At 39.9% G+C, this 26,279-nt stretch carries 23 protein-coding genes; 20 read left to right on the forward strand and 3 right to left on the reverse strand.

The annotated features are described in order from the left end of the window. Window positions 1–705: 705 nt before the first annotated feature. The 9 genes from AC106S_RS16415 (at window position 706) to proC (ending at window position 12,163) form a co-directional block, all read left to right on the forward strand. Window positions 706–1,911, forward strand: a complete 1,206-nt coding sequence (locus AC106S_RS16415; protein ID WP_482440687.1) for a pyridoxal phosphate-dependent aminotransferase — start codon at window positions 706–708, stop codon at window positions 1,909–1,911. Window positions 1,912–1,938: 27 nt separating this feature from the next. After that, entirely contained in the window at window positions 1,939–2,415 is a 477-nt protein-coding gene (locus AC106S_RS16420) for a hypothetical protein (RefSeq protein WP_482440689.1), read from the forward strand. A gap of 4 nt (window positions 2,416–2,419) precedes the next feature. After that, on the forward strand, window positions 2,420–3,433 hold the full coding sequence (murB, locus tag AC106S_RS16425) for a UDP-N-acetylmuramate dehydrogenase (protein WP_482440691.1): 1,014 nt from the start codon (window positions 2,420–2,422) through the stop codon (window positions 3,431–3,433). Window positions 3,434–3,570: 137 nt separating this feature from the next. After that, entirely contained in the window at window positions 3,571–6,321 is a 2,751-nt protein-coding gene (locus tag AC106S_RS16430) for a TonB-dependent receptor (RefSeq protein WP_482440693.1), read from the forward strand. A gap of 19 nt (window positions 6,322–6,340) precedes the next feature. Next, on the forward strand, window positions 6,341–7,564 hold the full coding sequence (locus tag AC106S_RS16435; RefSeq protein WP_482440694.1) for a DUF4876 domain-containing protein: 1,224 nt from the start codon (window positions 6,341–6,343) through the stop codon (window positions 7,562–7,564). A 28-nt stretch (window positions 7,565–7,592) separates the two neighbouring features. After that, a complete protein-coding gene (locus AC106S_RS16440) occupies window positions 7,593–9,113 on the forward strand; it encodes a DUF6850 family outer membrane beta-barrel protein (RefSeq protein WP_482440696.1) in 1,521 nt (506 codons plus the stop codon). A gap of 3 nt (window positions 9,114–9,116) precedes the next feature. Further along, the gene (locus tag AC106S_RS16445) at window positions 9,117–10,265 is read left to right on the forward strand and encodes a cytochrome-c peroxidase (protein WP_482440698.1); all 1,149 of its coding nucleotides are present in this window, start codon (window positions 9,117–9,119) and stop codon (window positions 10,263–10,265) included. A 744-nt stretch (window positions 10,266–11,009) separates the two neighbouring features. Further along, the gene (locus AC106S_RS16450; protein ID WP_482440699.1) at window positions 11,010–11,333 is read left to right on the forward strand and encodes a hypothetical protein; all 324 of its coding nucleotides are present in this window, start codon (window positions 11,010–11,012) and stop codon (window positions 11,331–11,333) included. A gap of 26 nt (window positions 11,334–11,359) precedes the next feature. Beyond that, window positions 11,360–12,163 carry a pyrroline-5-carboxylate reductase gene (gene proC, locus AC106S_RS16455; protein WP_482440701.1) on the forward strand — a complete coding sequence of 268 codons (804 nt, stop codon included), beginning with the start codon at window positions 11,360–11,362 and terminating at the stop codon, window positions 12,161–12,163. Here the strand turns inward: proC and AC106S_RS16460 are convergent. Continuing rightward, on the reverse strand, window positions 12,144–12,566 hold the full coding sequence (locus AC106S_RS16460) for a VanZ family protein (RefSeq protein ID WP_482440702.1): 423 nt from the start codon (window positions 12,564–12,566) through the stop codon (window positions 12,144–12,146). The two genes, proC and AC106S_RS16460, sit on opposite strands and share 20 nt — an antisense overlap. A gap of 55 nt (window positions 12,567–12,621) precedes the next feature. Here AC106S_RS16460 and lnt point away from each other — a divergent pair, with 55 nt between their 5' ends. Beyond that, window positions 12,622–14,253 (forward strand): apolipoprotein N-acyltransferase, encoded by a 1,632-nt coding sequence (gene lnt, locus AC106S_RS16465; protein WP_482440704.1) that lies wholly within the window; start codon window positions 12,622–12,624, stop codon window positions 14,251–14,253. A gap of 516 nt (window positions 14,254–14,769) precedes the next feature. Here lnt and AC106S_RS16470 read toward each other — a convergent pair. Further along, window positions 14,770–16,482 (reverse strand): T9SS type A sorting domain-containing protein, encoded by a 1,713-nt coding sequence (locus AC106S_RS16470; RefSeq protein WP_482440705.1) that lies wholly within the window; start codon window positions 16,480–16,482, stop codon window positions 14,770–14,772. Window positions 16,483–16,721: 239 nt separating this feature from the next. Between AC106S_RS16470 and rpmB the strand changes: the two genes are divergently transcribed. The 6 genes from rpmB to AC106S_RS16500 all read left to right on the forward strand — a co-directional run bounded on the left by rpmB (window position 16,722) and on the right by AC106S_RS16500 (window position 19,180). After that, window positions 16,722–16,961: a 50S ribosomal protein L28 gene (rpmB, locus tag AC106S_RS16475; protein ID WP_007841810.1), complete on the forward strand. Its 240-nt coding sequence runs from the start codon at window positions 16,722–16,724 to the stop codon at window positions 16,959–16,961. Between the two features lie 7 nt (window positions 16,962–16,968). Then, window positions 16,969–17,151, forward strand: a complete 183-nt coding sequence (gene rpmG / locus AC106S_RS16480; protein WP_062697831.1) for a 50S ribosomal protein L33 — start codon at window positions 16,969–16,971, stop codon at window positions 17,149–17,151. A 20-nt stretch (window positions 17,152–17,171) separates the two neighbouring features. Further along, window positions 17,172–17,324 (forward strand): DUF4295 domain-containing protein, encoded by a 153-nt coding sequence (locus tag AC106S_RS16485; RefSeq protein ID WP_002976755.1) that lies wholly within the window; start codon window positions 17,172–17,174, stop codon window positions 17,322–17,324. A gap of 90 nt (window positions 17,325–17,414) precedes the next feature. Next, window positions 17,415–17,882 carry a RidA family protein gene (locus AC106S_RS16490; protein ID WP_482440708.1) on the forward strand — a complete coding sequence of 156 codons (468 nt, stop codon included), beginning with the start codon at window positions 17,415–17,417 and terminating at the stop codon, window positions 17,880–17,882. 9 nt (window positions 17,883–17,891) lie between these two features. Beyond that, complete coding sequence (gene ftsY, locus AC106S_RS16495) at window positions 17,892–18,845, forward strand: signal recognition particle-docking protein FtsY (protein ID WP_062697826.1); 954 nt, start codon at window positions 17,892–17,894, stop codon at window positions 18,843–18,845. 74 nt (window positions 18,846–18,919) lie between these two features. Then, window positions 18,920–19,180 carry a GlsB/YeaQ/YmgE family stress response membrane protein gene (locus AC106S_RS16500; RefSeq protein WP_482440709.1) on the forward strand — a complete coding sequence of 87 codons (261 nt, stop codon included), beginning with the start codon at window positions 18,920–18,922 and terminating at the stop codon, window positions 19,178–19,180. Between the two features lie 74 nt (window positions 19,181–19,254). Here AC106S_RS16500 and sppA read toward each other — a convergent pair whose 3' ends face one another. Continuing rightward, the gene (gene sppA / locus AC106S_RS16505) at window positions 19,255–21,009 is read right to left on the reverse strand and encodes a signal peptide peptidase SppA (RefSeq protein WP_482440710.1); all 1,755 of its coding nucleotides are present in this window, start codon (window positions 21,007–21,009) and stop codon (window positions 19,255–19,257) included. 20 nt (window positions 21,010–21,029) lie between these two features. Between sppA and folK the strand changes: the two genes are divergently transcribed. From folK to AC106S_RS16525, 4 genes are all read left to right on the forward strand, one after another. Then, complete coding sequence (gene folK / locus AC106S_RS16510; RefSeq protein ID WP_482440712.1) at window positions 21,030–21,446, forward strand: 2-amino-4-hydroxy-6-hydroxymethyldihydropteridine diphosphokinase; 417 nt, start codon at window positions 21,030–21,032, stop codon at window positions 21,444–21,446. Between the two features lie 21 nt (window positions 21,447–21,467). Beyond that, complete coding sequence (locus tag AC106S_RS16515) at window positions 21,468–22,574, forward strand: OmpA family protein (protein WP_482440713.1); 1,107 nt, start codon at window positions 21,468–21,470, stop codon at window positions 22,572–22,574. Between the two features lie 54 nt (window positions 22,575–22,628). After that, window positions 22,629–24,077 carry an OmpA family protein gene (locus AC106S_RS16520; RefSeq protein WP_482440715.1) on the forward strand — a complete coding sequence of 483 codons (1,449 nt, stop codon included), beginning with the start codon at window positions 22,629–22,631 and terminating at the stop codon, window positions 24,075–24,077. A 75-nt stretch (window positions 24,078–24,152) separates the two neighbouring features. Beyond that, entirely contained in the window at window positions 24,153–26,060 is a 1,908-nt protein-coding gene (locus tag AC106S_RS16525; RefSeq protein ID WP_482440716.1) for a RecQ family ATP-dependent DNA helicase, read from the forward strand. Window positions 26,061–26,279 lie beyond the last annotated feature (219 nt).

The following is a 26,279-nucleotide window of genomic DNA, read 5'->3' on the forward strand; positions in this document are numbered from 1 at the left end:
TTTGCGTGAATCTTTTTTTGCAGACTTGAAGAAATATAAAATTCACATGATCTTTTTAGTTAGGATAATTTCAAACATGATCTATTGAGTTTTGCTAACATAAAAAATATTTGAATAAAATCTAAACAGGTTCTTATATTTTCAAAGATATAATTTCAGACAGAACCCTGTATTTCAAAAATAAGCGAAGCGGCTTTGTTTATCTTAAAAAAACACGCCAATATTATCCATTATTTGTTTTCCATTGCGATGAATAAAAAATATTCTTCCAACTTTTGAGATTGATCCAAAATAAAAAAAGCAGCAGTACATCACATACTGCCGCCAGACATTATTTACATTAAAAAAACTTATCTTTTGACTGCTTTTACAGCAGATTGAAATCTGTTTCTGAATCCATGAACTCAACAGCCAGAATTCAAAATCGTCAACACAGATGATCCGACTGCCTGTTAAAAAAACGGGATATAACTTGATTTTCACATTTTATATCAGCACTGTAAATTAAGGAAAATTTTAACACAAAACCAAAATAATTAAAATACAACTATTTATTTCATAATAAAAATCCCGTATTTTTATTAAAAATCACAGCAAAAATCATATTAATAAAGAAGAAGAATAAACTGATACAGCAGCTCAACGCTTCTTAATTTTATTATTGGGAAATTAAATCCTATTTTTGTCATACAAATTTTTTGAACAATGCCGAATATTTCAAACAGAGCACAGCATATGCCGCCATCGCCGGTAAGAAAACTGGTTCCTTTTGCGTTAAAAGCAAAACAGCAGGGAACTAAAGTCTATCACCTTAATATCGGGCAGCCTGATATTGAAACTCCGGAAACAGCTTTAAATGCTTTAAAGAATATTGATCTTAAAGTATTGGAATATGCGCTTTCTGAAGGTAATTTAGAATACAGAAAAGCCCTTACCGATTATTATCATACCTTAGGTTTTGAAGACCTTACACCTGATAATTTCATTGTAACCAACGGTGGTTCGGAGGCGCTTAATTTTGCCATTTCTACTTTATGTGATGACGGTGACGAAGTGATCATTCCTGAACCTTATTATGCCAACTATAACGGGTTTACCAGCACATTCAACGTGAATGTAGTGGCGGTACCGTCTACTATTGACACCGGTTTTGCACTCCCTCCGATCGAAGAATTTGAAAGAAAGATCACCGAAAGAACAAGAGCCATCGTGATCTGTAACCCGGGTAATCCTACGGGATACCTGTACACCCGTGAAGAACTCCAGAAACTGGCGGAAATTGCTTTAAAATATGACATCGTGGTAATTTCTGACGAAGTATACAGAGAATATGTTTACGATGGTAAACAGCAGATCTCGATCCTTGATTTCCCTGAACTGAGTGAAAACTGTATCGTGATTGATTCTGAATCCAAGCGTTATTCTATGTGCGGGGTAAGAATCGGATGCATGGTTACCCGTTCCAAAAAAATTCATGATGCCGCAATGCTTTTTGCACAGGCAAGATTAAGCCCGGTACTTCTGGGCCAGATTGCAGCAACAGCAGCCCACCAGAATGACGGCGCTTACATCCGTTCTGTAAGAGAAGAATATACCCACAGAAGAAACATCCTTGTGGATCTTCTGAATGCTATTCCGGGAGTAATCTGCCCTAAACCGAGAGGAGCCTTCTACTGTGTTGCCGAGCTTCCGGTAGACGACACCGAGAAATTTGCACAATGGCTTCTTGAAAAGTATACCAACAAAGGTGAAACCATTATGGTAGCACCCGCAGGAGGATTTTACAGCGATCCGGAGTTAGGTAAAAAACAGGTAAGAATCGCTTACGTACTGAAAGAAGAGGATCTGAAGAGAAGTGCAGAAATTCTGAAAGATGCCTTGACTCAATACAGAAAGGAATTCGATCTATAATTATATTTACAGCATACAATACCGGCAATGAAAAATACGGGTCTGAACATCTTCTTCTCATGTCTTTTGTTGCCGGTATTTTTTTCCTGTGATAAGAAAACCCCTGAAAAGAAAACAACGAACCATCGTCCCAACGATATTGTTTTCATCAGTATGTCTCACATAGGCGGACATTTGGGCAACTATAACATTGTAAAAGTGACCAGAGATTCCGTAAAAGCGGAAAAAGGAATGACCGCCAACCAGACCCATAAAGAATGGAGCGCTCCTATCCGGTCTGAGACCTGGAAGAAACTGACAGCTTCCATCAATGTGAAAGATCTGGACTACATCAAAAGTTCTCCAAGCCAACAGTCGGTGGACGGTATTGATGAAACCTTTCAGATCCGTACCCCGAAAAAATCCCATATTTACGTTAATTCTTTTGCGGATACCGTTCACTATAAACAGTTTCAGCAGCTGAAAGAACAGTTAAATACCATTCTTCCTAAAGAATATCAATAAAAACATGCAAGAAAATTTTTCCTTAAAGCCTTACAATACCTTCGGCGTTGAAGCCAAAGCTCAATACTTTACTGAGATCAGCAGCCTTGAAGAACTGAAAGAAGCGATTGTCTTTTCAAAAAAACATAATCTGCCACTTCTGTTTTTGGGAGGAGGAAGCAATATTCTGCTAACCAAAGACTTTGACGGACTAGCTGTAAAAATTAATTTAAAGGGAATTTCAGAAGAAATTCTGAATGAAAACGAAGTTCTGGTAACGGCAAAAGCAGGAGAAAACTGGCATGAATTGGTGATGTACTGCCTGGAAAAAAATTACGGCGGTCTGGAAAATCTTTCCCTGATCCCGGGAAATGTAGGAACTTCCCCCATGCAGAATATCGGAGCTTACGGTACGGAAATAAAAGATGTATTTGTAAACTGTAAAGTATTGGATCTTGATCTTCTGGAAGTAAAAACCTTTGATCTGAAGGATTGCAGATTCGGGTACAGGGATTCTATTTTTAAACAGGAAGGAAAAGGAAAATATGTTATTCTGGAAGTTACTTTCAAATTAACGACCCACGAACATCACCTTAGAACAGAGTATGGAGCTATCCGATCTGAACTGGAACGTGAAGGAATAGAAAATCCTACCATCCGGGATATATCACGGGCGGTAATTCAGATCAGACAGAGCAAACTTCCCGATCCGAAAGAAACAGGAAACGCAGGAAGTTTCTTTAAAAACCCTACAATTCCGCTCACTCAGTTCGAAGCACTGAAGCAGAAATTCGAAAATATTCAGGGATACCCGAACGGTGACAGGGTAAAAGTACCTGCCGGATGGCTCATTGAGCAATGCGGATGGAAAGGAAAGCAGATCGGCAATGCTGCTTCCCACAGACTCCAGTCCCTGGTGATTATCAACGCCACAGGAAACGCTTCCGGGAAAGAAATCTTTGATTTTTCCGGTGAAATCATCCTTTCCGTAAAAGAAAAATTCGGTATAGAACTGGAACGGGAGGTGAATATTATATAACACCAACCGGATATTATATAAAATTTTACAGATTCTATTTCTGATTTTTGTCAATTATTTTAATTTGTTCTAAATAAACTTTCTTTGCATCGGTATATTTTATACTTTTGCGCTCTGCTTATTTAGAATAAATAAAAATGAGAAGATTTTTACCTTTTGCTTTCTTTTTCATGTTAAGCTCCCCGCTTATCTATGCTCAAAGTGAAAAACAGCAACTGAATATTACCGTTTTTAATGAAAATAATAAGGAGCTCAATGGAGCCTCTGTTACGGTAGACGGTATTTCTGCCACCACAGACAAAAACGGAACAGCCTCTGTTTCGGTTTCAGGGGGTAAACATCACATCAGGATCATTCATTCCGATTACCAGGAAAAAGAACTCAGCATTTCAGTTTCTTCAGGACAGAATATCACCGTACAGCTTTTACCGGTCAACAAACTGGAGGAAGTTGTGGTATTTTCCAAAGAGGGAAAAGGGCTCACGACCAAGTCGATCATCAACAGGCAGGCTATGGAACACCTTCAGCCGTCAAGTTTCAGTGATCTGATGGAGCTTCTGCCCGGAGGTCTGGCCAAAACACCTTCCCTGAATGTTACCAACAGAGCTACACTCCGCGAAAATACAGGCGGTTACTCCGGAAGTGATTACAAAACTTCATCTTTAGGCGTTCAGTTTATGATTGATGACAACATCATCAATTCCAATGCAGATATGCAGGTTTCTGTGGATACCCAGCAGTTCGGCAAAGCCGGGGAATATCGTGAAACGGCTTATTCCGGGGTAGATATGCGAACCATCTCCACCAATGACATCGAAAAAGTGGAGGTAATCCGGGGAATTCCTTCAGCGTCTTACGGTGACCTCACTTCAGGATTAATCAAGATCGAGCGTAAGGTAGAACATTCTCCTCTTCAGGCAAGATTTAAGGCTGACGGATTCAGCAAGCAGTATTATGTAGGAAAAGGATTTAAGATCACAGACAACTGGCAATTAAGCGCCAGTGCGGATTTCCTGGATTCCAAATCTGACCCGACGGATGAGTTTGAGAATTATCAGCGTATCACGGCTTCCATCCGTTCAAAAAAAACATCTACCCTGTGGTCAAGACCTCTGGAATGGAGATCCAATATTGATTTTTCCTCTAATATCGACCATAAAAAATACGATCCGGATAACGGATACCCTTCAACCGACAAATTTGAATCCAATAACCAGAAGATAAGCCTTACCAATAATTTTATCTATCAGCTGGACAAAAATGCTTTTTTTAATAAATTAACTCTTAATACAGCTATCCGCCAGGGTTTTGAAAAGATCGAGCAGAGAAAACTGATACAGCTTTCCGGTCCGAGATCCTTCTCATTAGCCACGGAACAGGGTGAAAACGTTGGATATTTTCCCGATTTACGCTATGTAACTGAGTTTTTCACTGAAGGAAAACCGCTGGATATCACGGCTTTCTTCCAGGCAAACGGGACTAAAAAAACGGCAGGAATTATCCATCAGTACGAAGCCGGACTTGACTGGAGATATTCAAAAAACAACGGAAGAGGACTTGTTTATGACATGAAAACACCGCCGTCTGCCAGTTCTGGGATAGAAAGACCGAGACCTTATAATGATATTCCGGCTTCCAGCCTGTTATCTGCTTTTGTCGGAGATCAGATGAGTTATTCCTTAGACCGTCATAAATTCACTTTATATGCAGGGTTGAGATTTTCAAAAAGCATGGGCATTGATCCTTCTTTTGCCATCAGCAAAAAGGTACTTACAGAACCCAGACTGAATTTCCAGTACAGCCTGCCACATCTTACCATCAACAATTATCCACTGAAAACGGATATTACACTGGGTTACGGACAGTTCTACAAACGGCCTACCATGCTGATGCTGTATCCCAACAGAGAATACTGGGACTACACACAGCTGAATTATTACCACAATGATTCGCAGTACCGCTATGTGAACTTCATGACGTATGTACAGTCAAGGGAGAACAAAGATCTGGAAGCGGCAAAAAGTGTAAAAAAGGAAATCAGGCTGGATCTGAGTTACAGAAATCATGATTTCTTTGTGGCTTACTTTAAGGAAGATATGGACAACGGTTTCCGTAAAATGAAGCATACCGCTGTTCACTCTTACAAATTATATGACGCAACACAGGTAGACCTTTCCCAATGGACTAACGGGCCGGATCTTACCAACGTACCTTATGAACAGAAAAGCATTTTCGGAGAATATTTTGTGGATGAGAACGGAAGCCAGATTTTAAAGCAGGGAATTGAGTTCGGATATACTTCACCCAGGATCAGAGCAATCAATACAAGGTTTACCCTTACCGGAGCATGGTTCAAAACCCAGTACAGAAACTCAGTTCCGTTTACATTCAAACCTAATACTTCTATCGGACTGGGGCCGTTCCCATATTACGGGATTTATAAAAATGATGACGGTTATAATAACTCTAATATCAACTATAATCTTTTAGTAGATACTTATCTGCCAAGCCTGGATCTGATTGTTTCCGTGTCTTTACAGGGGAGCATTTATGATCACAGAAGAAATGACCGGAGAATTGCCGAACCTATCGCATACTACGGAATGGATGGTGTAGTTCACCCTTTCACCGATGCTGACAGAGCCGATACCTATAAACAATGGCTCGTAAGAAATGTTTCGGTTACCGATAATATGGATACACTGATGACCTTTACCATCACAGGAAATATAAAAGTAACCAAAAGTATTTATAAGGCTCTAAAAACCTCATTATTCGTCAACAGGCTTTTCAATTACAGTTCGCCTTATGTTTTCAATAATGTAACGGTTTACAGAAAAGGAGCCAACACTCCATATTTCGGGATGGAACTGAACTACAATTTTTAATAATAAAAAAATAAATAAAATGAAAAAAAGAGTTTTACTCCTAAGTTTAGCGGCTATGATGGCCACAACATTTACGGTAACATCATGCTCAAGTGATGATTTTGGAACCTCCACTACCCAGACGGGAGTTTTAACATTGTCTTTTTCCGGTGAAAATATTTCATCCTATAAAAGCCTCGACCTTGAGATCAAAGAAGTAAACACAGGTGCGGTAAAAAGAGAAACCATTAATAATCTTAATTCCTATTCCCTGCCTTTACCATACGGTTCCTACAAAATTACAGTAAACGGTGCTGTAATCTCCGCCGGTGAAGAAGTATCGGTGGGTGCTATGGCACAGACTGATATCGCCCTGCCTGTCACCAATCTTAACATCCCTCTGATCATCAAGAAATTCCATGAAGATTTTATTATTGAAGAGGTTTTCTTTACAGGAATTAAAACAGCGGATGGGAAAAACTACAATTCAGGACGTTATTTTAAATTAACCAATAATACCAATAGCGTATTATATGCAGACAAACTGATCATAGGGCAGTCTGAATTCCTTACCACAGAGGATAAAAATCCAACCCCGTACAATGCCAACCTGTCATTCCCGGTAAAAGCAGTGATGGTACTTCCAGGTTCAGGTACTGAATATCCGGTACAGCCAGGGGATTTCATCGTTATTGCCGATAATGCCATCAATCACAAGGCACAGACGAGTACAGCATATGACCTTCACAATGCCAACTTTGAATATCCATCTACCAACCCGGCACTGGGACAGGTAGACAACCCTTCTGTTCCCAATGCAAAAGTGATCTACTCACAGATGAATTTCAACATGTTCTTCCTGCATGACCGTGGTTTTGAAAGTTATGTGATCGCCCGTTTCCCGTTCGGAGAGACTGAAGACAGCTTCTTACAGAAAAATAAATACGACTATACTTACCAAAACAGTGCCGGTGGAGTTACTTCAAAAAGTGCTTATTCTATTCCGAATTCATGGATTATTGACGGAGTAAACAATAGTGTTTCTGCAAAATTTGCCCACACGCTTACTTCTGCAAGCATCGATGGTGGATGGACTTCCGTAGGGACGATTGATAAAGACCCTACCCGTTTCGGAAAATCGGTAAGACGTAAGGTAACCGGGCAGATGTCCAACGGTAAAAACCTTTATATGGATACCAACAATTCCACGAATGACTTTGTGAAGGATGCTCAACCAAGTTTAAGAGACGGTATCGTTCATTAAGCCGTCATCTGATATTCAACAGCTAATTATGTTACATACCAAAACATCTTTCTGCCTGTTACTGATCGGGATTTCTTTTAATATGAAGGCTCAGGACAGTATAAGCCTTTTTAAAACCCTCAGTAACCAGTACAGTCAGGAAAGAGCTTTCAGAAATAATTATTACTATAACCCGGCATCCATGTCGGGTTACAGTTCTTCATCATTTTCGGAATTCGGAGTCGGTTATCACGACAATAAGCAGAAAGCTTACCGCCAGCAGCTTGGAAACGGCAGCAAAGGACTAACCGTAGAAGCCCAATCTTTTCAAAAGCTGAAACCCAACCGTTTTGTCTGGGGAAGTGCAAAGTACCAGAATTTAAAAACAGGGGCTGTGAAATGGAACGAAACTTTGGATTACGAACGTATTGCTCCTTACATCACCGCAGATTCCGTAGGAGGAAAATTAAATCTTGAACGCTATCAGTTTGCCGGCGGCTACCTGCAGAACATGAACAGATGGACTGTGGCCGGGCAGGTAAGCTATTCGGCACAGATGGGCTACCGCTCAAAAGATCCGAGGATGAAAAGTACAACTTCAGATCTTCGGGTGAATGCCGGAGTGAATTACAGGGTGTTCAGAGAATATGAAGCAGGCATTTTCGGGGAATTCAACAAATACACTCAAAACAGTTCCATCCAGTTTCAAAGTCTGCTGGGAAGACCTTATGTATACCAGATGTCCGGATTTGGCTTTTCCAATTACCTTTTTAATGGCGGAACCCGTCCTGCCAGCACGTACGAAGAGTTTGCCTATAAAGGCGGAGCTCAGATTTCCAATAAACAGGGAAAGGATTTTTATCTTCAGGCTGCTGTGGGAAGATCCAATAATATCAAAGGGTATAATGAAACGAACAGCTATTTTGATCTGTCTGATCTGAAAAATGAAACCTTTGAACTGGAAGGAGCAAAATTCTTCAATATTAAAGAAAAACACAGACTGGGATTATCAGCTTCATATGCGGCCTCCCGGAAAACCGGATCTGAGTACGGTTACTCTATGAATACGGCATCACTGAGCCGGCTTTTCAAAAGAGAAGCCTACCGCAAAGAAAATTACATGGCCTCTGTAAAAGGTTTTTATCAGTATAACCAGGATACTTTTACCATCACAGCAACTCCTTTCTTTGGATATGAAGAGATCAAGGAACGCAGGCTTTATCCGAATTCCGGACAGAAATTTGTGTATTCTTATTTCGGAATCAATGCGGATTACAGACAGCAGATCAGTAACAGCCAGGTGCTTACCTTCCAGCCTTATTTCTCTAAAAGAGCAGTCAGCAAATCCATTAATGCTCTGGGTACAGCAGGAAATGCAGCCGTTGATGAGTGGGTACTTCAGGATTACCTGTTCCAGGCCAGTGATATCACTACTTTCGGAACGGTGCTGAGATATGATTTCAAACTGGAAAAACTGCCTGCATTCTTTGTAAGTGCCCAGTATCAGACGCAGAAAATCCAGAAAAAAAACAATAATTTTGCAGGCGCAAGTATAGGGATAACGTTTTAAGACATGAAAAAAGGAATATTCGGAGCTTTAGGAGTCGTTGTATTTATTTTATTAAGCTTTACACCCAAAGTAGGCCAGGATCTGATGGAAGTTCAGGACCCGACGATTGAGGATATTGTAAAAAGCTATAAAAAAGCGATTTCGGAATGGCCGAAACCCACCATCGATTACGGGGTAAAATGGAAAGAATTCGCCCCTATTCAATTTGATTCCGCTTATTTTGCAGATCAGGATAAACCAGGCGTCATTTTAGGAAAAATGCTGTTCTTTGATCCTAAATTATCCCAATCCAACCAGATTTCGTGCAGCTCGTGCCACGACCCGGAAATGGGCTGGTCAGACCGCAGACGTGTCGCTCTGGGAAATAATCACCTCCTGGGCAACAGAAATACCATGTCGCTCTATAATATTGCGGAAAGACAGTCATTTTTCTGGGACGGAAGAGCCAAAACCCTTGAAGAACAGGCTTCCGGACCTCTTGGCGCCCACCACGAAATGGCCATGGATGTAAAAACCCTGCCTGCCAAGATCCAGGCTGTAAAAGGCTATACCCAGCTTTTCAAAAATGCTTATGGTGATGATAAAGTAACCTATGACAGGATTGTGAAAGCCATTGCTGATTTCCAGAAAACCATCAAAAGCCAGCCGAGCCGTTTCGATAAATTCCTGGAGGGCAAACATAATGCACTAACCGATGAAGAGATCTATGGGATGCATGTTTTCCGTACAAAAGCAAGATGCATGAACTGCCACAACGGACAGTACCTTACCGACGAATCTTTCCACAATATCGGACTAACGTATTACAAAAGAAAATACGAAGATCTGGGTTTGTATAATATCACTAAAAAACCTGAAGACATCGGTAAATTTAAAACCCCTCAACTCAGAGACCTTCTGCTTACCCAGCCGTGGATGCACAACGGCCTGTTCGGTGACCTGGAAGGTGTCGTAAACATCTATGACAGCGGAATGCATATGATGGACCCAACTCCTGAAAAGAAACAGCTGGACCCGAATTACCCTTCAGCCGATCCTTTACTGAAACCTTTAAAATTAACCCCTCAGGAAAAAAAGGCTCTTGTCGCTTTCCTCGAATCCCTTTCCGGAACAAAATTCAAAATGAGAAGACCGGAGTTTCCCGTAGAATAAATTGAAACGAATATAATTGAAGAAAGTCCGGTGCAATTCCGGACTTTTTTTGTTGATAAACCAATCAAAGTTTTTAAAATTCGGAAATGTTTAACTTCTTCATTAATTTATTTCTTCTGATAAAGAGGATTTCAAAATCTAAAATGAAAATTTTGATCCATATTATTTGCCATGAATATCGAGATCTTTATTTTCTCGCGGATCTGGCAGATTGAGCAGATTTTTTTATTGTAATGTGTAAAATTTGCAAGAGAAAAAAATATCCGCACAGATCTGTGTTATCTGAGCAATCTGTGGGAAACCTTTTTAACGACAACAGGTATAAAAGTTTTATTGCCACGGATACAATAATAAATTCGTGCATGAGCGGCATAAAAAACTGGTCATAAAAGTCTTGGCAAAGAATAAATTCGGAGACAACAAATTAAAGTGAATAAAAGAGTAACTTAGCGTGAGATCTTCAACTTATGATGAAAAAACATTATTTTCGTTAAAAAATACATCATGTCTAAAGATCATTCTGACAAGGAATTTAAAAAGTTAATCCATAAACACATTCAAAAAAATAACTTTGTTAAAATTTATCTTGACGAAAATCCTGATCAGTTTATTTATGGAATCATTGTTAAAATGTCTGACGAACTGGTAATGACCGCTGAGTTTGACGACTTCGCTTTTACAGGTTTCAAAACTGTTCCGGAGAAAAGAATATCCAGCATACGATGTAATATTTATGACAAAGCAATGAAAAGAATTTTATCTCATGAAGGTGCTATAAAGTTCAGTCAGAAAATAATTAAAAAAACAGCTTTAGAAAATTTTGAAACATTTTTCAGATCTTTACAGAAGCAGGATTTCCACTGTTCGATTGGCAGCACAAAAAAAGAGGCAGAAATATTTTCAATAGGAGAAATTTTAAATGCAAACGATAAATCGGTGCTAATCAAGAATTATAATCCAGCTGGTAAAATTGACAAAAAACCACAAAAAATCAATTATAAAAAAATTAAACTCATTACCTTTAATGATAATTATTCAATGGTTTTCAGAAAATATTTATTTGAATAATTCTTAATTAACAAGACACAAAATATATGAAAATAGCAATTCTGGGTGCCGGCAATATGGGACTTTCCTTTTCAAAATCATTTTTGAAATATGAACTTATCAAACCTGAAAATCTACATCTGATCACGAGAAACCATTCTAAAATTCCAAAAATAACGGAAGAATTTCCCAAATCCCGGATTTCCACCTTTGACGAAACTGAAGAATTGGATGCCGATCTTGTTATTATCGCTGTAAAACCCCAGGATTTTCAGTATACCACCGAAAATATCAGGTTTTCATTAAAGGAAAATCAGATGGTTCTTTCTATCATGGCCGGAATTACCATTGAAAAAATCCAGAATCTGCTGAACCACCGTCTGGTGGTAAGAGCTATGCCGAACTCTCCTACCCTTCTGGGAATGGGAATTACGGGATATACTGCTGCGGAAGGTATCTCTTTCAGCCAACTGATCAGTATTGAAAGGCTGCTGAACAGTACCGGGAGATCGGTTTACCTGGAAAACGAAGACCTGCTGAACGGCGTTACCGCCCTTTCCGGGAGCGGGCCTGCCTATTTTTATTATATCATAGATGCCATGATCAAGGCCGGTGTTGAAATGGGTATTGATGAAAACCTTTCCAAACTTTTCGTGAAGCAGACGATGCTTGGAGCCTATCACCTGATCAACAATTCAGAAAAGAGCCTGGAGGAGCTGATTAAAGATGTAGCATCCAAAGGCGGTACCACAGAAGCAGCTCTCAGGACTTTTGAAGAAAACAGCTTTAAAGAGATTTTAAAAAATGGAATATTAAATGCAGAGAAAAGGGCTAAAGAACTAAACGGCTAAACTTCTGTTCTAAGAAACGGCGGAACAGCCATCCGAGGAAAACTCCGGACGTATTCAGAATGATGTCATCTACCTCAAATATTCCCATCCGGGTAAAATACTGCATCGCTTCTACAATCACAATGGAGGAAATAAAGGTGTACAGCAGTGGTTTCAGGTTCATGAGCTTCGGAAAAATCCAGCCCAGGAATCCAAAAGGAATAAACATGATCACGTTTCCTGAAACAATCATCACGGTATTGGTCCACACAATATTATCCTGAATAAACCACCATGTGGAAAAAATGGGTTCTATCCGGATCAGGTGGTCCTCATACTGAAACCGTCCCATTCCCAGGAACATGAGGTACAGCAGTATAAGCGTATAGGGAACGATTAATATTTTATATAATTTCTTTAACATCAGTTGCAAATTTATTCATTTCAAAAACATTAAATTTGTGTGTTAAATTAATTTAATGAAATACGTTCTACTTACGCTCATTTCAGCGATGCTTCTTTCCGTTTCGTGGCCGACCTACGGTGTTCCGTTTTTTATATTTTTTGCCCTTGTTCCGCTTCTGATGATGGAACACGGAATTTCCAAATTCTCTTCTTACAAAAGAAAAAGCTGGATGGTTTTCGGGCTTTCCTACTTGTGTTTTGTGATCTGGAATGTAGTAACAACGGGATGGCTTTACGGCTCAAAGAACCCTGACGGAAGCCACTCATTGATGGCTGTTCTGTTTCCCGTTCTTGTCAATTCTTTTTTATATTCACTGGTATTCCAATGTTATCACTGGTATAAAAACGCGCAGGGAACTTATTGGGGACTAGGATTCCTGATCGCCATCTGGATGGGTTTTGAAAAATTCCATCTCAACTGGGAACTTACCTGGCCGTGGCTGAATTTAGGAAACGTATTTGCCGAATATCCAAAACTGATTCAGTGGTATGACACGCTGGGTGCCACCGGAGGAAGCTTCTGGATACTCCTGATCAATGTACTGATCTTCTACACCCTGAGAACCTGGGAAGCGGGAAGAAAGAGAAAAGACCTTATCAGAAATTCATCCGTTGTAGCGGGACTCATCGCTCTTCCGATGATCATCTCCCTGATAAAATATAAAAACTTTGATGAAAAACCATCCGGACAGGTGAATGTACTGATGTTGCAGCCTGATCTGGATCCTTATGCTGAAAAATATTCAAAAGACAGCATTACCATCCAGAATGACCTGCTGCTTCTGGCTGAAAATAATTCAAAAGGAAAAATCGATTATTATATCGCTCCGGAAACGGCTCTTCCGGGAAGAGGATCCATTTCTGAGACAGCTTTTGAAAAGAGCCTTCTTCTGAATAACCTCAAAGGATTTTTAACTTTACATCCGGGATCGGTTTTTGCCACCGGAATTTCATCCCACCGTTTTTATACTGACAAGGAAAATATCCCGAAAGAAGCCTACCAGATCAACCGGGGTTTATGGGTGGAAAGCTACAATACGGCAGTACAGCTTGCTCCCCAGCAGAAAGTTCAGGTCTATCATAAAGGAAAACTGGTTCCGGGGGTTGAAATTTTCCCTTATATGAGTGTTTTAAAGCCACTTTTAGGAGACGCGATGCTTAATCTCGGCGGAACAGTGGCCTCTCTCGGTACCGATAAAGAAAGAATGGCCTTCACCAATCCTTACAATAAAGGAAGAATGGCCCCGATCATTTGCTACGAAAGCATTTATGGAGAATTCACCACCGATTACGTAAAAAAAGGAGCCAATTTCCTGGGGATTATGACCAACGACTCATGGTGGGGTGTTACTGAAGGGCACAAACAGCTTCTATCCTACGCCAGACTGAGAGCCATTGAGACAAGAAGAGAAATTGCCCGTGCGGCCAACAGCGGTATTTCCGCTCATATTGATGCGAGAGGTGAAGTGACAGCTGATACTTTTTATGGAGATCAGACCGCTTTATTTGCCAAAGTCAACCTGTATGACACCATGACCTTCTATACCAGAGCCGGTGATCTGCTTTCAAGATTTTCTATCTTTGCCTTAGGGTTCTTATTATTCTATTTCCTGATTGAAAAGTTTAGAAACAGAGCGAAGAAATAAAGTGCGATTTTACTTTAAACAGTCTGATATTTTGAAAAATGCAACAGGCGCAAAAGATTTAACACTTAGTATCCATAAGTTTAAATGCTTTGAGTACAGGAGTTCACTTAAGCTAAAAAAATCTATGATTTTTTATTGAATGAAAAGAGATCTGCTCAATCTGAAGAATCCGCGAGACCATAAAATATTCCGGGTGATCTATGAAGAAATAAACCCACCACAAAAATCCTTGAAATCTGAGCGATCTGTGGGAAATATTTAATCACAAACCGAAGGTTCGACGTAGTCAAAAGGCACAAAAGAGTTTGGCGCTTTAGATATACTTTGCGCATAGATGTTCACATAAGATAAAAATCTACGATTTTTTATGTATAGCAGTGTAAAATTTTATCGGAGATAAATTCTCGCGACCTTGCGCATCCCAACGAAAAACCAGTGTGATCTGTGTAAACCTGTTTATAAAAAAAAGAAAAGCCAGCTGGACGTCTGGCTTTTCTCATGATAAAATGATTCAGTTTACTTAATAATAAGTTTTTGAGTGGTTATTTCGTTTTTAATTTTCAACTGTAAAATATAAGTTCCTTTCGGAAGATGCGAAACACTAATGGTCTGATCCTGTTCCAGGGTAATATTCAGTTTTTTCCCGTCCATTGAATACATTTCAGCCTCCGAAACTTTTTCACCTTTAATAAATACTTTATCTGATGCCGGATTAGGATAAACAGAAACCTTATTTCCGGTCTTTGCTTCCCGCACAGCCAGTGTTCCCTCAGCCGAAGGATCCGAATATGTTTTGGAAGCATCAATGGATCTTACGCTCCAGTACACATTCTGAACGGAAGGATCCAGATCCAGAAACCACGAAGGTGTTGTTACGGTATATCTGGCAATATCTGCGGCTCCCGGTGCAGAACCCACTTTAATTTCATAGCGCAATGCATTCACCGGGGTTTTGTCGTCGGTTGCTCCGTTCCATGAAAACTGAAAGCGGTTACCATTTTTTGTAAGATTAAGGTTTGCAGGAGGTGTGGGTTTCCGGTTCACTTCCTGAGAAGTGTTTCTGAAGATTTTAGTAAGTGAAGGATAGTCCGGATCTGCCCAATCAAATCCGGCCAATAAAACATCCAGACGGTTGTCATTGTCAAAGTCAAGTAGATTGATGAAACCCGTACCTCCCAAATAGTGCAAACCTGTGGGTATATTTTCAATAAATTCCTGATTGGAGGGATTGAATAAAAAAGTTTTTACCACGGCATTGTTATCCTCATCATTTCCTGAAATAATAAAATCATAATATCCGTCGCTGTTGAGATCGCCAACGCTTACGGATGCGTCTGCAATTTCCTGGGAACTGATTTCCTGTGCGGTAAGATGCCCGGTTCCGTCATTCATCAGGACAGCAAAATAAGGCGCATTATTCTGATCGGTTCCGGAAACCACAATATCCTGATAACCGTCTGCATTAAAGTCGGCAAAATCAAGCTTTCCGCTGGACATCGCATTAAAATCCTGGGAAAGTTCAAGTGTTCCGCCTTCATTCAGGTAGACTTTAAATAATGGTGCACTTCCCGTATTCGTTCCCAGGATAACAAGATCCAGAAGATGATCATTATTCAGGTCTACCATTTTAAAGCTGCCGTTCTGTGTTCCTTCCATCCAGCTTCTTGTCAGTTCAAAGCTGTTTCCTGTATTCCGGTAATAATCCAGGTCGTTGATAAATCCTGTTCCTTCCACATACTGTGTTCCGTTGATCACATAATCCTGTTTTCCGTCATGATCAAAATCAAAGACTTCCACAGAGCCATAGATTTTCCCAGGAAATTCCGCTTCTTTTACCAGTCCGTTCCCTGTATTTTTAAATCTGTAATGTTTGTAATTTACGACATCCATATAGCTGAGGCCGGTAGAAATCACGTCAAGCAGCCCGTCATTATCAAAATCGATGAATTTAATATCTCCCAGATGGTTGGCATCACTTCCGGCATTGGCATAAGGCATCAGTGAGGTTCCGCTATTTTTATAGATCTCATTATAAGAAACGTCGGCCTGCCCGTCACCATCTATATCTAACGCGCCATTAATCACAACATCCGGCTTACCATCATTGTCCATATCTGCCACATCAGCCGATCCATAGTAAAAATTCTTCAATCCCGTCTGAATTTCAGCGTAATTCTGCGCCATAATTCCTACCGGAAGCATTGATAAAAGAATACAAATCCTCCTCATATTATTTTTATTTAGATTAATTAAAAACAAAGATAGAACATTTATACAGCTTCCCTGAGCCGGATTACATGAAATATATCACCCTTATTGGGCTGAGTATCTCAGAATTTCGGGTATTTTAAAATTCAATATTATTAATCAGCCAGTTATTTGCAAATATTTTCCAAAAGATTTGTCTATCTAAAAAATTCTTCGTTATTTTGCACTCTCAAATATTATACAAATAAGAACATCGAGATATGTCAAGAATTTGCCAAATAACAGGAAAGCGTGCAATGGTTGGTAACAACGTTTCTCACGCTAATAACAAAACGAAGCGTCGTTTTGAAATTAACTTATTAGAGAAGAAGTTTTACCTTCCGGAGCAGGATAAGCACGTTACACTGAAAGTATCAGCTCATGGATTGAGAGTGATTAACAAGATTGGAATCGAAGAAGCTTTAGAAAGAGCTGTAAGAAACGGATTGATTAAAAAGTAATTGAATCATGGCAAAAAAAGGAAACAGAGTTCAAGTAATTCTTGAATGTACAGAGCACAAAGAAAGCGGTATGGCGGGAATGTCCAGATACATTTCTACTAAAAACAAAAAGAACACAACAGAAAGATTGGAGCTTAAAAAGTACAATCCGGTTCTTAAGAAATATACTGTTCACAAAGAAATCAAGTAATTTATAAATAATAATTTACCATGGCAAAGAAAGTAGTAGCAACCCTACAAAGCGGTCAGTCTAAGAAAATGACCAAAGTTGTGAAGATGGTTAAGTCTTCTAAGTCAGGAGCTTACGTTTTCGAAGAAAAAGTAATGAATGCAGACGAAGTGGATGGATATTTGAAAAAATAATCCACACTTTATTGACAATATAAAAAAACTACTCATATTTTGGGTAGTTTTTTTGTTATCTTTGTTCACCGGATTATTAATCAGTAAACTATGAAAAAGATTCCTGTTCTGGTCTTCACAGCAGTTTCTATCTTTTCATTCAGCCAGAAAACAACGGTTCAGACAGAATACAGAAGTTCGTCAAAAGTTTTCAGCATAAAAGGGCTGTCACAGGCAGTAAGCATAGACTGTGGAAAATCCAGAATGATTCTATTATCCGGGCAGGTCCCGCTGGATGCAGAAGGCAATCCTGTGGGAGATAATGTAGAAAAGCAGACAGAGCAGGTTTTCAAAAATATAGAGAACATTCTGAAAGAGTACGGAGGTACGGGAAAGGATATTATAAAGCTGAGTATCTTCATTAAAGATATATCCAAAGCATCAGACTTCAGAAAGATCAGAGATGTATATGTCAGCACCCGGAATCCTCCGGTAAGCAGTCTTGTGGAAGTAAGCCGCCTCTTCAGAGATGATATTCTGATAGAGATAGAAGCCACAGCTGTTGTTAAAAACAAATAAGAATAAACTATGAGTTGGTTTAAAAATATATTCAAGAAAGAAGAAAAGGAAACCCTTGACAAGGGATTGGAAAAATCCAGCCAGGGCTTCTTTGAAAAAATGACGAAGGCCGTAGTCGGTAAAAGCAAAGTAGATGATGAAGTACTGGATGACCTGGAAGAGGTACTGATTGCATCCGATGTAGGCGCATCCACCACCATTAAGATCATAGAACGGATTGAAGAACGCGTAGCCCGCGACAAATATGTTGGGGTAAACGAACTGGATAAGATCCTTCGTGAAGAGATCTCAGGACTTCTTCTTGAAAACCCTCATGCCGGAACCGGAAACATCGATACCTCCAAAAAGCCTTACGTAATTATGGTGGTTGGAGTAAACGGAGTAGGAAAAACAACCACAATCGGTAAGCTTGCCCATCAGTTTAAATCTGAAGGTAAGAAAGTAGTTCTTGGGGCAGCAGATACCTTCAGAGCGGCAGCCGTTGACCAGCTGACGATCTGGAGCGAAAGAGTGGGAGTTCCTATCGTAAAACAGAATATGGGATCAGATCCCGCTTCCGTAGCTTTTGATACGGTACAGAGTGCTGTTGCCCAGGATGCGGATGTGGTTATCATCGATACGGCAGGAAGACTTCATAACAAGATCAATCTGATGAACGAACTTTCCAAGATCAAAAGAGTAATGCAGAAGGTAATCCCTGATGCTCCTCACGAGATCCTGCTTGTACTTGACGGTTCCACCGGGCAGAATGCTTTCGAGCAGGCCAAACAGTTTACCGCAGCCACAGAAGTGAATGCTTTAGCCGTTACAAAGCTTGACGGTACAGCCAAAGGAGGGGTTGTAATCGGAATATCAGATCAGTTCCAGATTCCGGTAAAATATATAGGTGTTGGCGAAAAAATGCAGGACCTTCAGCTTTTCAATGGTACGGAATTTGTAGACTCATTCTTCAAGAAAAGATGATTTATATCATGTTTTCCCTTAACTTAGCAAACGATATCAATTTAAAATATTAACATTTAAAAAAATTTGCAACTATGGGATTTTTAACATGGATTATTTTCGGACTTATTGCAGGTGCAATTGCTAAAATGATTATGCCCGGCACACAGGGCGGCGGATGGCTTATTACCATTATTCTGGGAATTATAGGAGCATTCGTTGGGGGTGCGATAGGCGTTTATATTTTACACTGGGGAGACGTTACCACGTTCTGGAACCCACGCAGCTGGATCCTTGCCATTGGAGGCGCTTTAATCGTTCTCTGGATATACGGAATGGCTACGAAGAAAAGCTGACAGGCAATTCAATAAAAAAATAAAATCCCGGATCTGAATTTCAGGCCCGGGATTTTCTGTACAATATAATTTAGTTAGTTGATTTTAATCTGATAAGGCATTTCCATCTTCACCTCAGACTGCAATTTTTTATCGGTGATCTGCTGAAGGATCTCATAATTGGCCTTTCCAATCTTATTCTTAATGATTCTTGCAGAAACATCATCTTCATTAAGGTCTTTGAAGAACTGCTCAAACGGAGACATCTTTTTAGGATAAGAAGCTGTGTGATATGACTTCAGGCCTGCTTTCTGTGCTGCAAATTTCACCGCATCATTCAGTGTTCCCAGTTCATCCACAAGACCAATCTGCTTGGCACGGGTTCCGCTCCATACTCTTCCTCCTCCTACACTGTCGATCTGTTCGAACGTCTGCTTTCTGTTTTGGGTCACAAAGTGAACAAATCTTTTATACGTTCCCTCCACACTTCTGGTGATCATATTTACCCCGTAAGGAGAAACACCGTTCAATGCAGAATAATACTGCGAATTGGCATTGGTAGCAACAATATCTGAACGGATCCCGTTTTTGTTGGCAATATCCTTATAATAAGGAATCACTCCGAAAACCCCGATAGATCCTGTAAGCGTATTAGGCTCAGAATAGATTTTATCAGCAGCCATTGCAATATAATATCCTCCTGAAGCAGCATAATCCCCGAAAGAAACCACCAATGGCTTTTTCTTTTTCAGCTGCTGAAGCTCAAACAGGATCTCATCCGATGCATTGGCACTTCCCCCGGGCGAATTGATCCTGAAAACAACCGCTTTCACTTTATCATCATTCTGAAGGTCTTTAATGTACTTAACATATTTTTCGGAGAAAATATCATTATATCCGTCTCCGTTGTTGATTCCTCCTGAAGCATATAATACGGCAATCTTTTCTCCGGATTTATCTTCATCCGCATAAGAGCTGATATAATTCGCCACAGAAACCCTGTTCAGCTTCTCTTTTTCTTTCAGTTTCAGTTTGGATTTGATCATTTCATCATATTCCGTTTTCTGGATCAGTTTATCAGCCAGTTTATATTTCAGCCCCAGTTCCGGGATCATCCCATACAAACTGTCAACTACCATTCTGAACTGGGCAGTATCAATTTTTCTTGACACGGCAATCTTAGCGGATGTATTTTTCCATATATCATTTAAAAGCGTACTCAGCTGTTCTTTATTTTCAGGAGAAATATCATTTCTTAAAAAAGGTTCCACTGCAGATTTGAATTTACCGTGACGGATTACTTCAACACCGATACCGTATTTTTCAGCGAAATCTTTGAAGAATGTAACTTCCGTAGCCAGTCCTTTTAATTCGATCATTCCTGACGGATTAAGGTAATACTGGTCTGCAACAGATCCTAAATAATAGGAAGACTGTGAAACGGCATTTCCATAGGCGTACACAAATTTTCCGCTCTTTTTAAAATCTTCAATGGCACTCCGGATATCATCAAGCTGGGTAATTCCGGCATTCAGATGATCAGCCTCAATACTTATACCTTTAATATTATCGTCAGTCTTGGCTTTGTGTATCGCTTCAAGCACATCGTACAGCAGAATGCTTTTGTTCTTGTCACTGATATTGAATAAGCTCATATTTTCCTCAGTCGGACTGTCTATAATATCAGTCTTCAGGTTAATGGTAAGAACAGAATTCTTTTTCACCACTACCGACTTTTCGTTGCCCATCGAACTGAACACAAGCATCATGATGAAAAAGACAAAAAACACTGCAAATAATAGCATAATTGCCACTATATTTGCCAGGACATTTTTAAAGAAACTTCTCATAAATCAATCAATTTTCCAATATGTCGCAGCATAAGGTCGTTTTGTTACTCGGAAGTAACCTGGGAGATCCAAAAAAAAATATAGAGCTCGCTCTGCAGAAAATAAGTGAAGGAGGTAATGAGATTTCACAGCTAAGCGAATTTCTGATATCCGAACCGGTGGAATTTGCCAGTTCCAATATTTTTTGTAATATTGCATCAATAATATTCACGCGTCTTTCCCCCATTCAACTGCTTGATTTTGTTAAGAATATTGAAGTCAAAATGGGGAGAATTAATGATTCAAAATCATCTGGAAGCTATAGCGATAGAATAATAGATATTGACATCATTAAATATAATGAATTGAATTTCAGATCAGAAAGACTGGAAATTCCCCACAAAAAACATCTTTTTGAAAGGGATTTTTCTAAAATATTATTGAAGGATTTTATCTAAATAAAACATAAAACATATAGTATGAAATTAGGTTTATTATTATTGGCCACACTTCCTGTTGCAGCTTTTGCCCAGGAAGGTACTACAGTAAGCTCGTCCACCGAGTATCCTAATACTTTTTCTTCAGGCTCCGCTAATGTAAAACCATTTGATAATAAGTCCAGGCGTTTCAACGACTGGTCTGTTTCTGTTGGGGGAGGTGCTGCATTTATGGTTCATTCCGATCTCAGATCTTTTTATGATAAAAAGACAAACTGGGGGTATAATGCTTACGTAAGTGTAGATAAACAAATCACCCATGTATTTGGAATCAGCCTCATTTATCAGAGAGGTGAGACCAAACAGAAAGCCATGTTGGATGGTGCTGCAGGTATTGCAGCTGGTGTAGGTACTGCAACGACAAAGTATAACCAGGTAGCCTTGATGGGAGATGTCAACCTTTCCAATTTATTAAGAAGAGTAGACAATCATTCTCCTTACAGATGGGCTTTCCATGGATATGCCGGACTTGGATTCCAGGGGTACAAAACCTCCCTGCATGACAATGATGAGTTCAGATGGAGCAATACTCCGAAAAGAGTTCCTCTGTTCATTGAACAGGATTTTGCCATCAATTCACTTTTCTATCAATTCGGATTGGGACTGAAGTATAAAGTTTCCAAGCTTATTGATATTGAAGCCAGAACCATGTACATCATCAGTGGTGATGATGAATTCGACGGTGGCGGATGGGCTGATCCGGGCGATTACGACACCTCTAAGCCGGGAGCAAAGTATAATATGATCAGCAGTTCAAGATCAGATAATGCATGGACCGTGAATTTAGGGGTTTCTTTCAAAATCGGAAAACATCCTTCTCATTTAGCATGGCACGATCCGCTTCAGGAAGCTTATTACAGAGCCAATGTCCTGGAAAATGCAACTACGGATTTTGTAGTATGCGAAAAAGGAGATGCTGATAATGACGGTGTTTGCGACGATTGGGACAGAGAGCTGAATACTCCTGCAGGAGCAAGAGTAGACGGTGCCGGTGTAGCTCTTGATATGGACCTTGACGGGGTAATTGACCTTTACGATAAGTGCGTAACGGTTCCGGGACCTGTTGAAAACAACGGATGCCCTAACTAAAGCAGACGCTTTTATACAATGAAATCATTTAAATAACTAAATAAAAAATACACTATGAAATTAAGTTTAGCAGTTGTAGCATTAGCGCTGGCAGTTCCTACCGCCAGTTATGCGCAAGACTCAACAGCAGTTTCAACCGGACAGTACCCAAATACGTTCTCTTCCGGCTCTGCTAACGTTTCCCCTTTTACCAATCAGTCTAAAAGATTCAACGACTGGTCTATTTCAGCCGGTGTCGGGGTGCCATTAGTCCAATCAGCAGATTTAACTTCTATCAAAAACGGTAACGGTAAAAATCTTTTTGGATACTCTGCATATGTAAGTATTGACAAAGCTATTACCCATGCTTTCGGTTTAAAACTACAATATGACAGAGGAGAAACAAGACAGGGATGGTTCAATACCAAAGATGCAGCACCTAATGACCCGACAGCAGTAGGAGCAAGAACTCAGTATGATGCGATCTCTTTATTAGGAGATATCAACTTCTCTAACCTGTTGAGAAGAGTGGATAACCATTCTCCTTTCAGATGGGCACTACACGGATATGCAGGTATCGGTACCATTGCGTACAGAGCCTATCAGAAAGACATGAAAGGACAGAGACTGGAAACAGAAGTTAAGCCTTTCAAACTGGGATCTATGTTTATGCAGGCAGGTGCCGGATTAAAATTCAAAGTGAACAGAAGAATTGATATCGAAGGTAGAGTAATGTACGTTGTAACCGGAGATGATGAATTCGATGGCGGAGGAGACAAATACAGCGCGATCAACAAACGTGAAGAGCAGGTATCTGACAACTTCTTCAATGCTACTTTAGGGGTTTCATTGAAATTGGGAAAACACGAATCTCACGTAATGTGGCATGACCCGCTTCAGGAGATCTATTACAAACTTGATGTTCTGGCAAACAGAGATCAGGATATTGAAGTATGTAAGAAAGGTGATGCTGATAATGACGGAGTATGCGACGATTGGGACAGACAGCTTGACACTCCTGCAGGAGCAAGAGTGGATGGTGCCGGTGTAGCTCTTGATACTGATCTTGACGGAGTAATCGATCTTTACGATAAGTGTGTAACAGTTCCGGGACCTGTTGAAAACAACGGATGCCCTCTTACTCCAACTCAACCTACCGGACCTGTTGTAGAAACAGAAACCAAACTGGAAGGAATTGAATTTGACCTGAACTCTGACAGAATTCTACCGTCAAACACTCCGATCCTGAATAACGCGGTGAACTATATCAACTCTTCAACCGGTTCCTACAACGTAGTGGGTGCAACCGATACAAGAGGTACAGATGCTTATAACCAAAAGCTTTCCGAAAGAAGAGCCAATAACGTTAAAAATTATCTGATCAAAAACGGAGTTCAGTCCGGTAAGATCAATGCAGTAGGTAAAGGTGAAAAAGACCTTAAATACCCTGAATGTGAACCAGCTACCAAATGCCCTGAATGGAAAAACAGAGCAAACAGAAGAGTTTACTTCGAAGCTAAATAATAAACTTTTAGTAATATATCAAAGCCGTGCGATGCACGGCTTTTTTTGTTGTAATACTTTCCTTAATTTTACCCTATGATTTCTCAGCAGGATTTTCAAAAATTAAAATACGATACCCTTAAATATTTTTGGGGCTATGACGGCTTCAGAGACTCTCAGGAAGAAATCATCGATTCGGTCATCAATGAGAAAGACAATCTTGTGCTGCTGCCTACCGGCGCCGGAAAATCACTTTGTTATCAGCTCCCTGCCCTGCTGAAGGAAGGAACCTGCCTGGTGATCTCTCCCCTGCTTGCCCTGATGAAAGACCAGGTCAACCAGCTTAAAGCCCGCGGTATTGAAGCGGAATACCTGTCTTCCGAACTGGATGAGTATGATGCCGAAGCCATCTATGACCGGTGCAGAGATGGCCTTACCAAGCTTCTTTACATATCACCGGAAAGAATTACCAATATTCAGTTCCTTCAGAATATTGATGATATACAGCTTTCTTTTATTGCAGTAGATGAAGCCCACTGTATTTCAGAGTGGGGCCAGGATTTCAGGCCCAGTTACCAGAATATCAAAGAATTCAGAAGAAACCACCCTGAGATTCCGTGCCTGGCTTTAACGGCCACAGCAACACCGAAAGTGCTGGAAGAGATCAAAAATAAACTTGAGCTCAGAAAACCGGCCGTATTTCAGAAAAGTTTTAAAAGAGATAACATCAGGATCCTTACAGAAGAGGTTGCCGATAAATTCCAGCGTGTCTTTGATATTTTAAAATATACCCAAGATTCCGGAATTGTTTATGTAAGAACCAGAAAAGAAGCCGAACTTCTTGCAGAATTTCTGAAGAAAAACCACATGAAAAACGTAGATTTTTTCCATGCAGGTTTAACTACAAAAGAAAAAAATACCCGCCAGGCGATCTGGAACAAAAGTGACCATTATGTGCTGATCTCCACCAATGCTTTCGGGATGGGAATTGATAAAGACAACGTCCGTTTTGTAATCCACTACTCTCCTGCTCCTTCTCTTGAAAACTATTACCAGGAAATAGGAAGATCAGGAAGAGACGGAAAGGAAAGCTTTGCCTTCATGCTCTGGAATCAGCAGGAACTGATGAATTTTGATGAGATTCTGAAAAACCAGATTCCCAATAAGGCAGAATTTTTAAAGATCATCAGCTACCTTTACTCTGTGTTCCAGGTAGCGGAATATGAACTTCCGGAAAAAGTTTTTCAGCTCAATATCCAGGGAATACAAAACTTTACAAAATTTTCCAGGGCAAAGATCAATAATGTGCTTAATTTCCTGCACAATCAGGAAATCATTTATTATAATGACAACAAAAGCCTTTCTTCTCTCGAACTTCTCATTAAACCCGATGAAATAGATCAGCTGGTGCAGAAAGATGCTTATTTTATTGAGCTGATGCTTCGCACCATTTCAGGAATTACCACGCATAAGGTGATGTTCAGTGAACAGCAGGTAAGCAATAAAATAGGAACAGCCGTTCCACTGATCAAGGAACGTCTGAAAGAACTGCAGCAGAAAAACTATCTGGAATATGTAGACGGAGCCCTCTCCAGCATAAAATTCCTTAAACCCCGTGATGAAAGGGCCATCAGCGGAGCCTACTGGAAACTTTTTGAACACATCCAGAAAAATAAAATCCAGAAATGGGAAGAGATGAAATTCTATATTGAAAACAGCAGCCACTGTAAAATGAAACTTATCCTTGCCTATTTCGGAGAAAAGAATGCCAGGAATTGCGGACAGTGTTCTGTTTGTGAAAAAAATAAACAGTCCATTTTCGGAAAAAATATTTCCCAGCAGATCATCAGTCTTCTGGCTAAAAAACCGGCTACCATTGAAGAACTGTCCATACAGCTGAGTTATCATTCCAAAAACAATATTCTGGAAAACCTTATCTATCTTTTAGATTCCGGAAAAGTGAGAATGCTGAATTTCAGAACTTATGCGCTTAATCATGAGTAATGGGTGATGAGTAATGAGTAATGAGTAATGAGTAATGGGTAATAGGTAATGTGGGTGATAAGTAATATTCTAATCGGGAATAAAACAGGCAGACTTCAGGCTACCGGGCAACTTTAAGCTTTGAACCTTGAACATAAAACTCTAAACTTTGCATCCTAAAGTTCATCGGTTATTCCCAATCCGTTCCCGCAACTCTCGTTTCAAACTCTTATCTTTGCA

Source organism: Chryseobacterium sp. FR054 (assembly GCF_056844565.1).

Coding starts and splice junctions, on each gene's coding strand:
- AC106S_RS16415 (WP_482440687.1), top strand. CDS start 706: ATGCCGAATATTTCAAACAGAGCACAGCATATGCCGCCATCGCCGGTA.
- AC106S_RS16420 (WP_482440689.1), top strand. CDS start 1,939: ATGAAAAATACGGGTCTGAACATCTTCTTCTCATGTCTTTTGTTGCCG.
- murB (WP_482440691.1), top strand. CDS start 2,420: ATGCAAGAAAATTTTTCCTTAAAGCCTTACAATACCTTCGGCGTTGAA.
- AC106S_RS16430 (WP_482440693.1), top strand. CDS start 3,571: ATGAGAAGATTTTTACCTTTTGCTTTCTTTTTCATGTTAAGCTCCCCG.
- AC106S_RS16435 (WP_482440694.1), top strand. CDS start 6,341: ATGAAAAAAAGAGTTTTACTCCTAAGTTTAGCGGCTATGATGGCCACA.
- AC106S_RS16440 (WP_482440696.1), top strand. CDS start 7,593: ATGTTACATACCAAAACATCTTTCTGCCTGTTACTGATCGGGATTTCT.
- AC106S_RS16445 (WP_482440698.1), top strand. CDS start 9,117: ATGAAAAAAGGAATATTCGGAGCTTTAGGAGTCGTTGTATTTATTTTA.
- AC106S_RS16450 (WP_482440699.1), top strand. CDS start 11,010: ATGAAAAGAATTTTATCTCATGAAGGTGCTATAAAGTTCAGTCAGAAA.
- proC (WP_482440701.1), top strand. CDS start 11,360: ATGAAAATAGCAATTCTGGGTGCCGGCAATATGGGACTTTCCTTTTCA.
- AC106S_RS16460 (WP_482440702.1), bottom strand. CDS start 12,566: ATGTTAAAGAAATTATATAAAATATTAATCGTTCCCTATACGCTTATA.
- lnt (WP_482440704.1), top strand. CDS start 12,622: ATGAAATACGTTCTACTTACGCTCATTTCAGCGATGCTTCTTTCCGTT.
- AC106S_RS16470 (WP_482440705.1), bottom strand. CDS start 16,482: ATGAGGAGGATTTGTATTCTTTTATCAATGCTTCCGGTAGGAATTATG.
- rpmB (WP_007841810.1), top strand. CDS start 16,722: ATGTCAAGAATTTGCCAAATAACAGGAAAGCGTGCAATGGTTGGTAAC.
- rpmG (WP_062697831.1), top strand. CDS start 16,969: ATGGCAAAAAAAGGAAACAGAGTTCAAGTAATTCTTGAATGTACAGAG.
- AC106S_RS16485 (WP_002976755.1), top strand. CDS start 17,172: ATGGCAAAGAAAGTAGTAGCAACCCTACAAAGCGGTCAGTCTAAGAAA.
- AC106S_RS16490 (WP_482440708.1), top strand. CDS start 17,415: ATGAAAAAGATTCCTGTTCTGGTCTTCACAGCAGTTTCTATCTTTTCA.
- ftsY (WP_062697826.1), top strand. CDS start 17,892: ATGAGTTGGTTTAAAAATATATTCAAGAAAGAAGAAAAGGAAACCCTT.
- AC106S_RS16500 (WP_482440709.1), top strand. CDS start 18,920: ATGGGATTTTTAACATGGATTATTTTCGGACTTATTGCAGGTGCAATT.
- sppA (WP_482440710.1), bottom strand. CDS start 21,009: ATGAGAAGTTTCTTTAAAAATGTCCTGGCAAATATAGTGGCAATTATG.
- folK (WP_482440712.1), top strand. CDS start 21,030: ATGTCGCAGCATAAGGTCGTTTTGTTACTCGGAAGTAACCTGGGAGAT.
- AC106S_RS16515 (WP_482440713.1), top strand. CDS start 21,468: ATGAAATTAGGTTTATTATTATTGGCCACACTTCCTGTTGCAGCTTTT.
- AC106S_RS16520 (WP_482440715.1), top strand. CDS start 22,629: ATGAAATTAAGTTTAGCAGTTGTAGCATTAGCGCTGGCAGTTCCTACC.
- AC106S_RS16525 (WP_482440716.1), top strand. CDS start 24,153: ATGATTTCTCAGCAGGATTTTCAAAAATTAAAATACGATACCCTTAAA.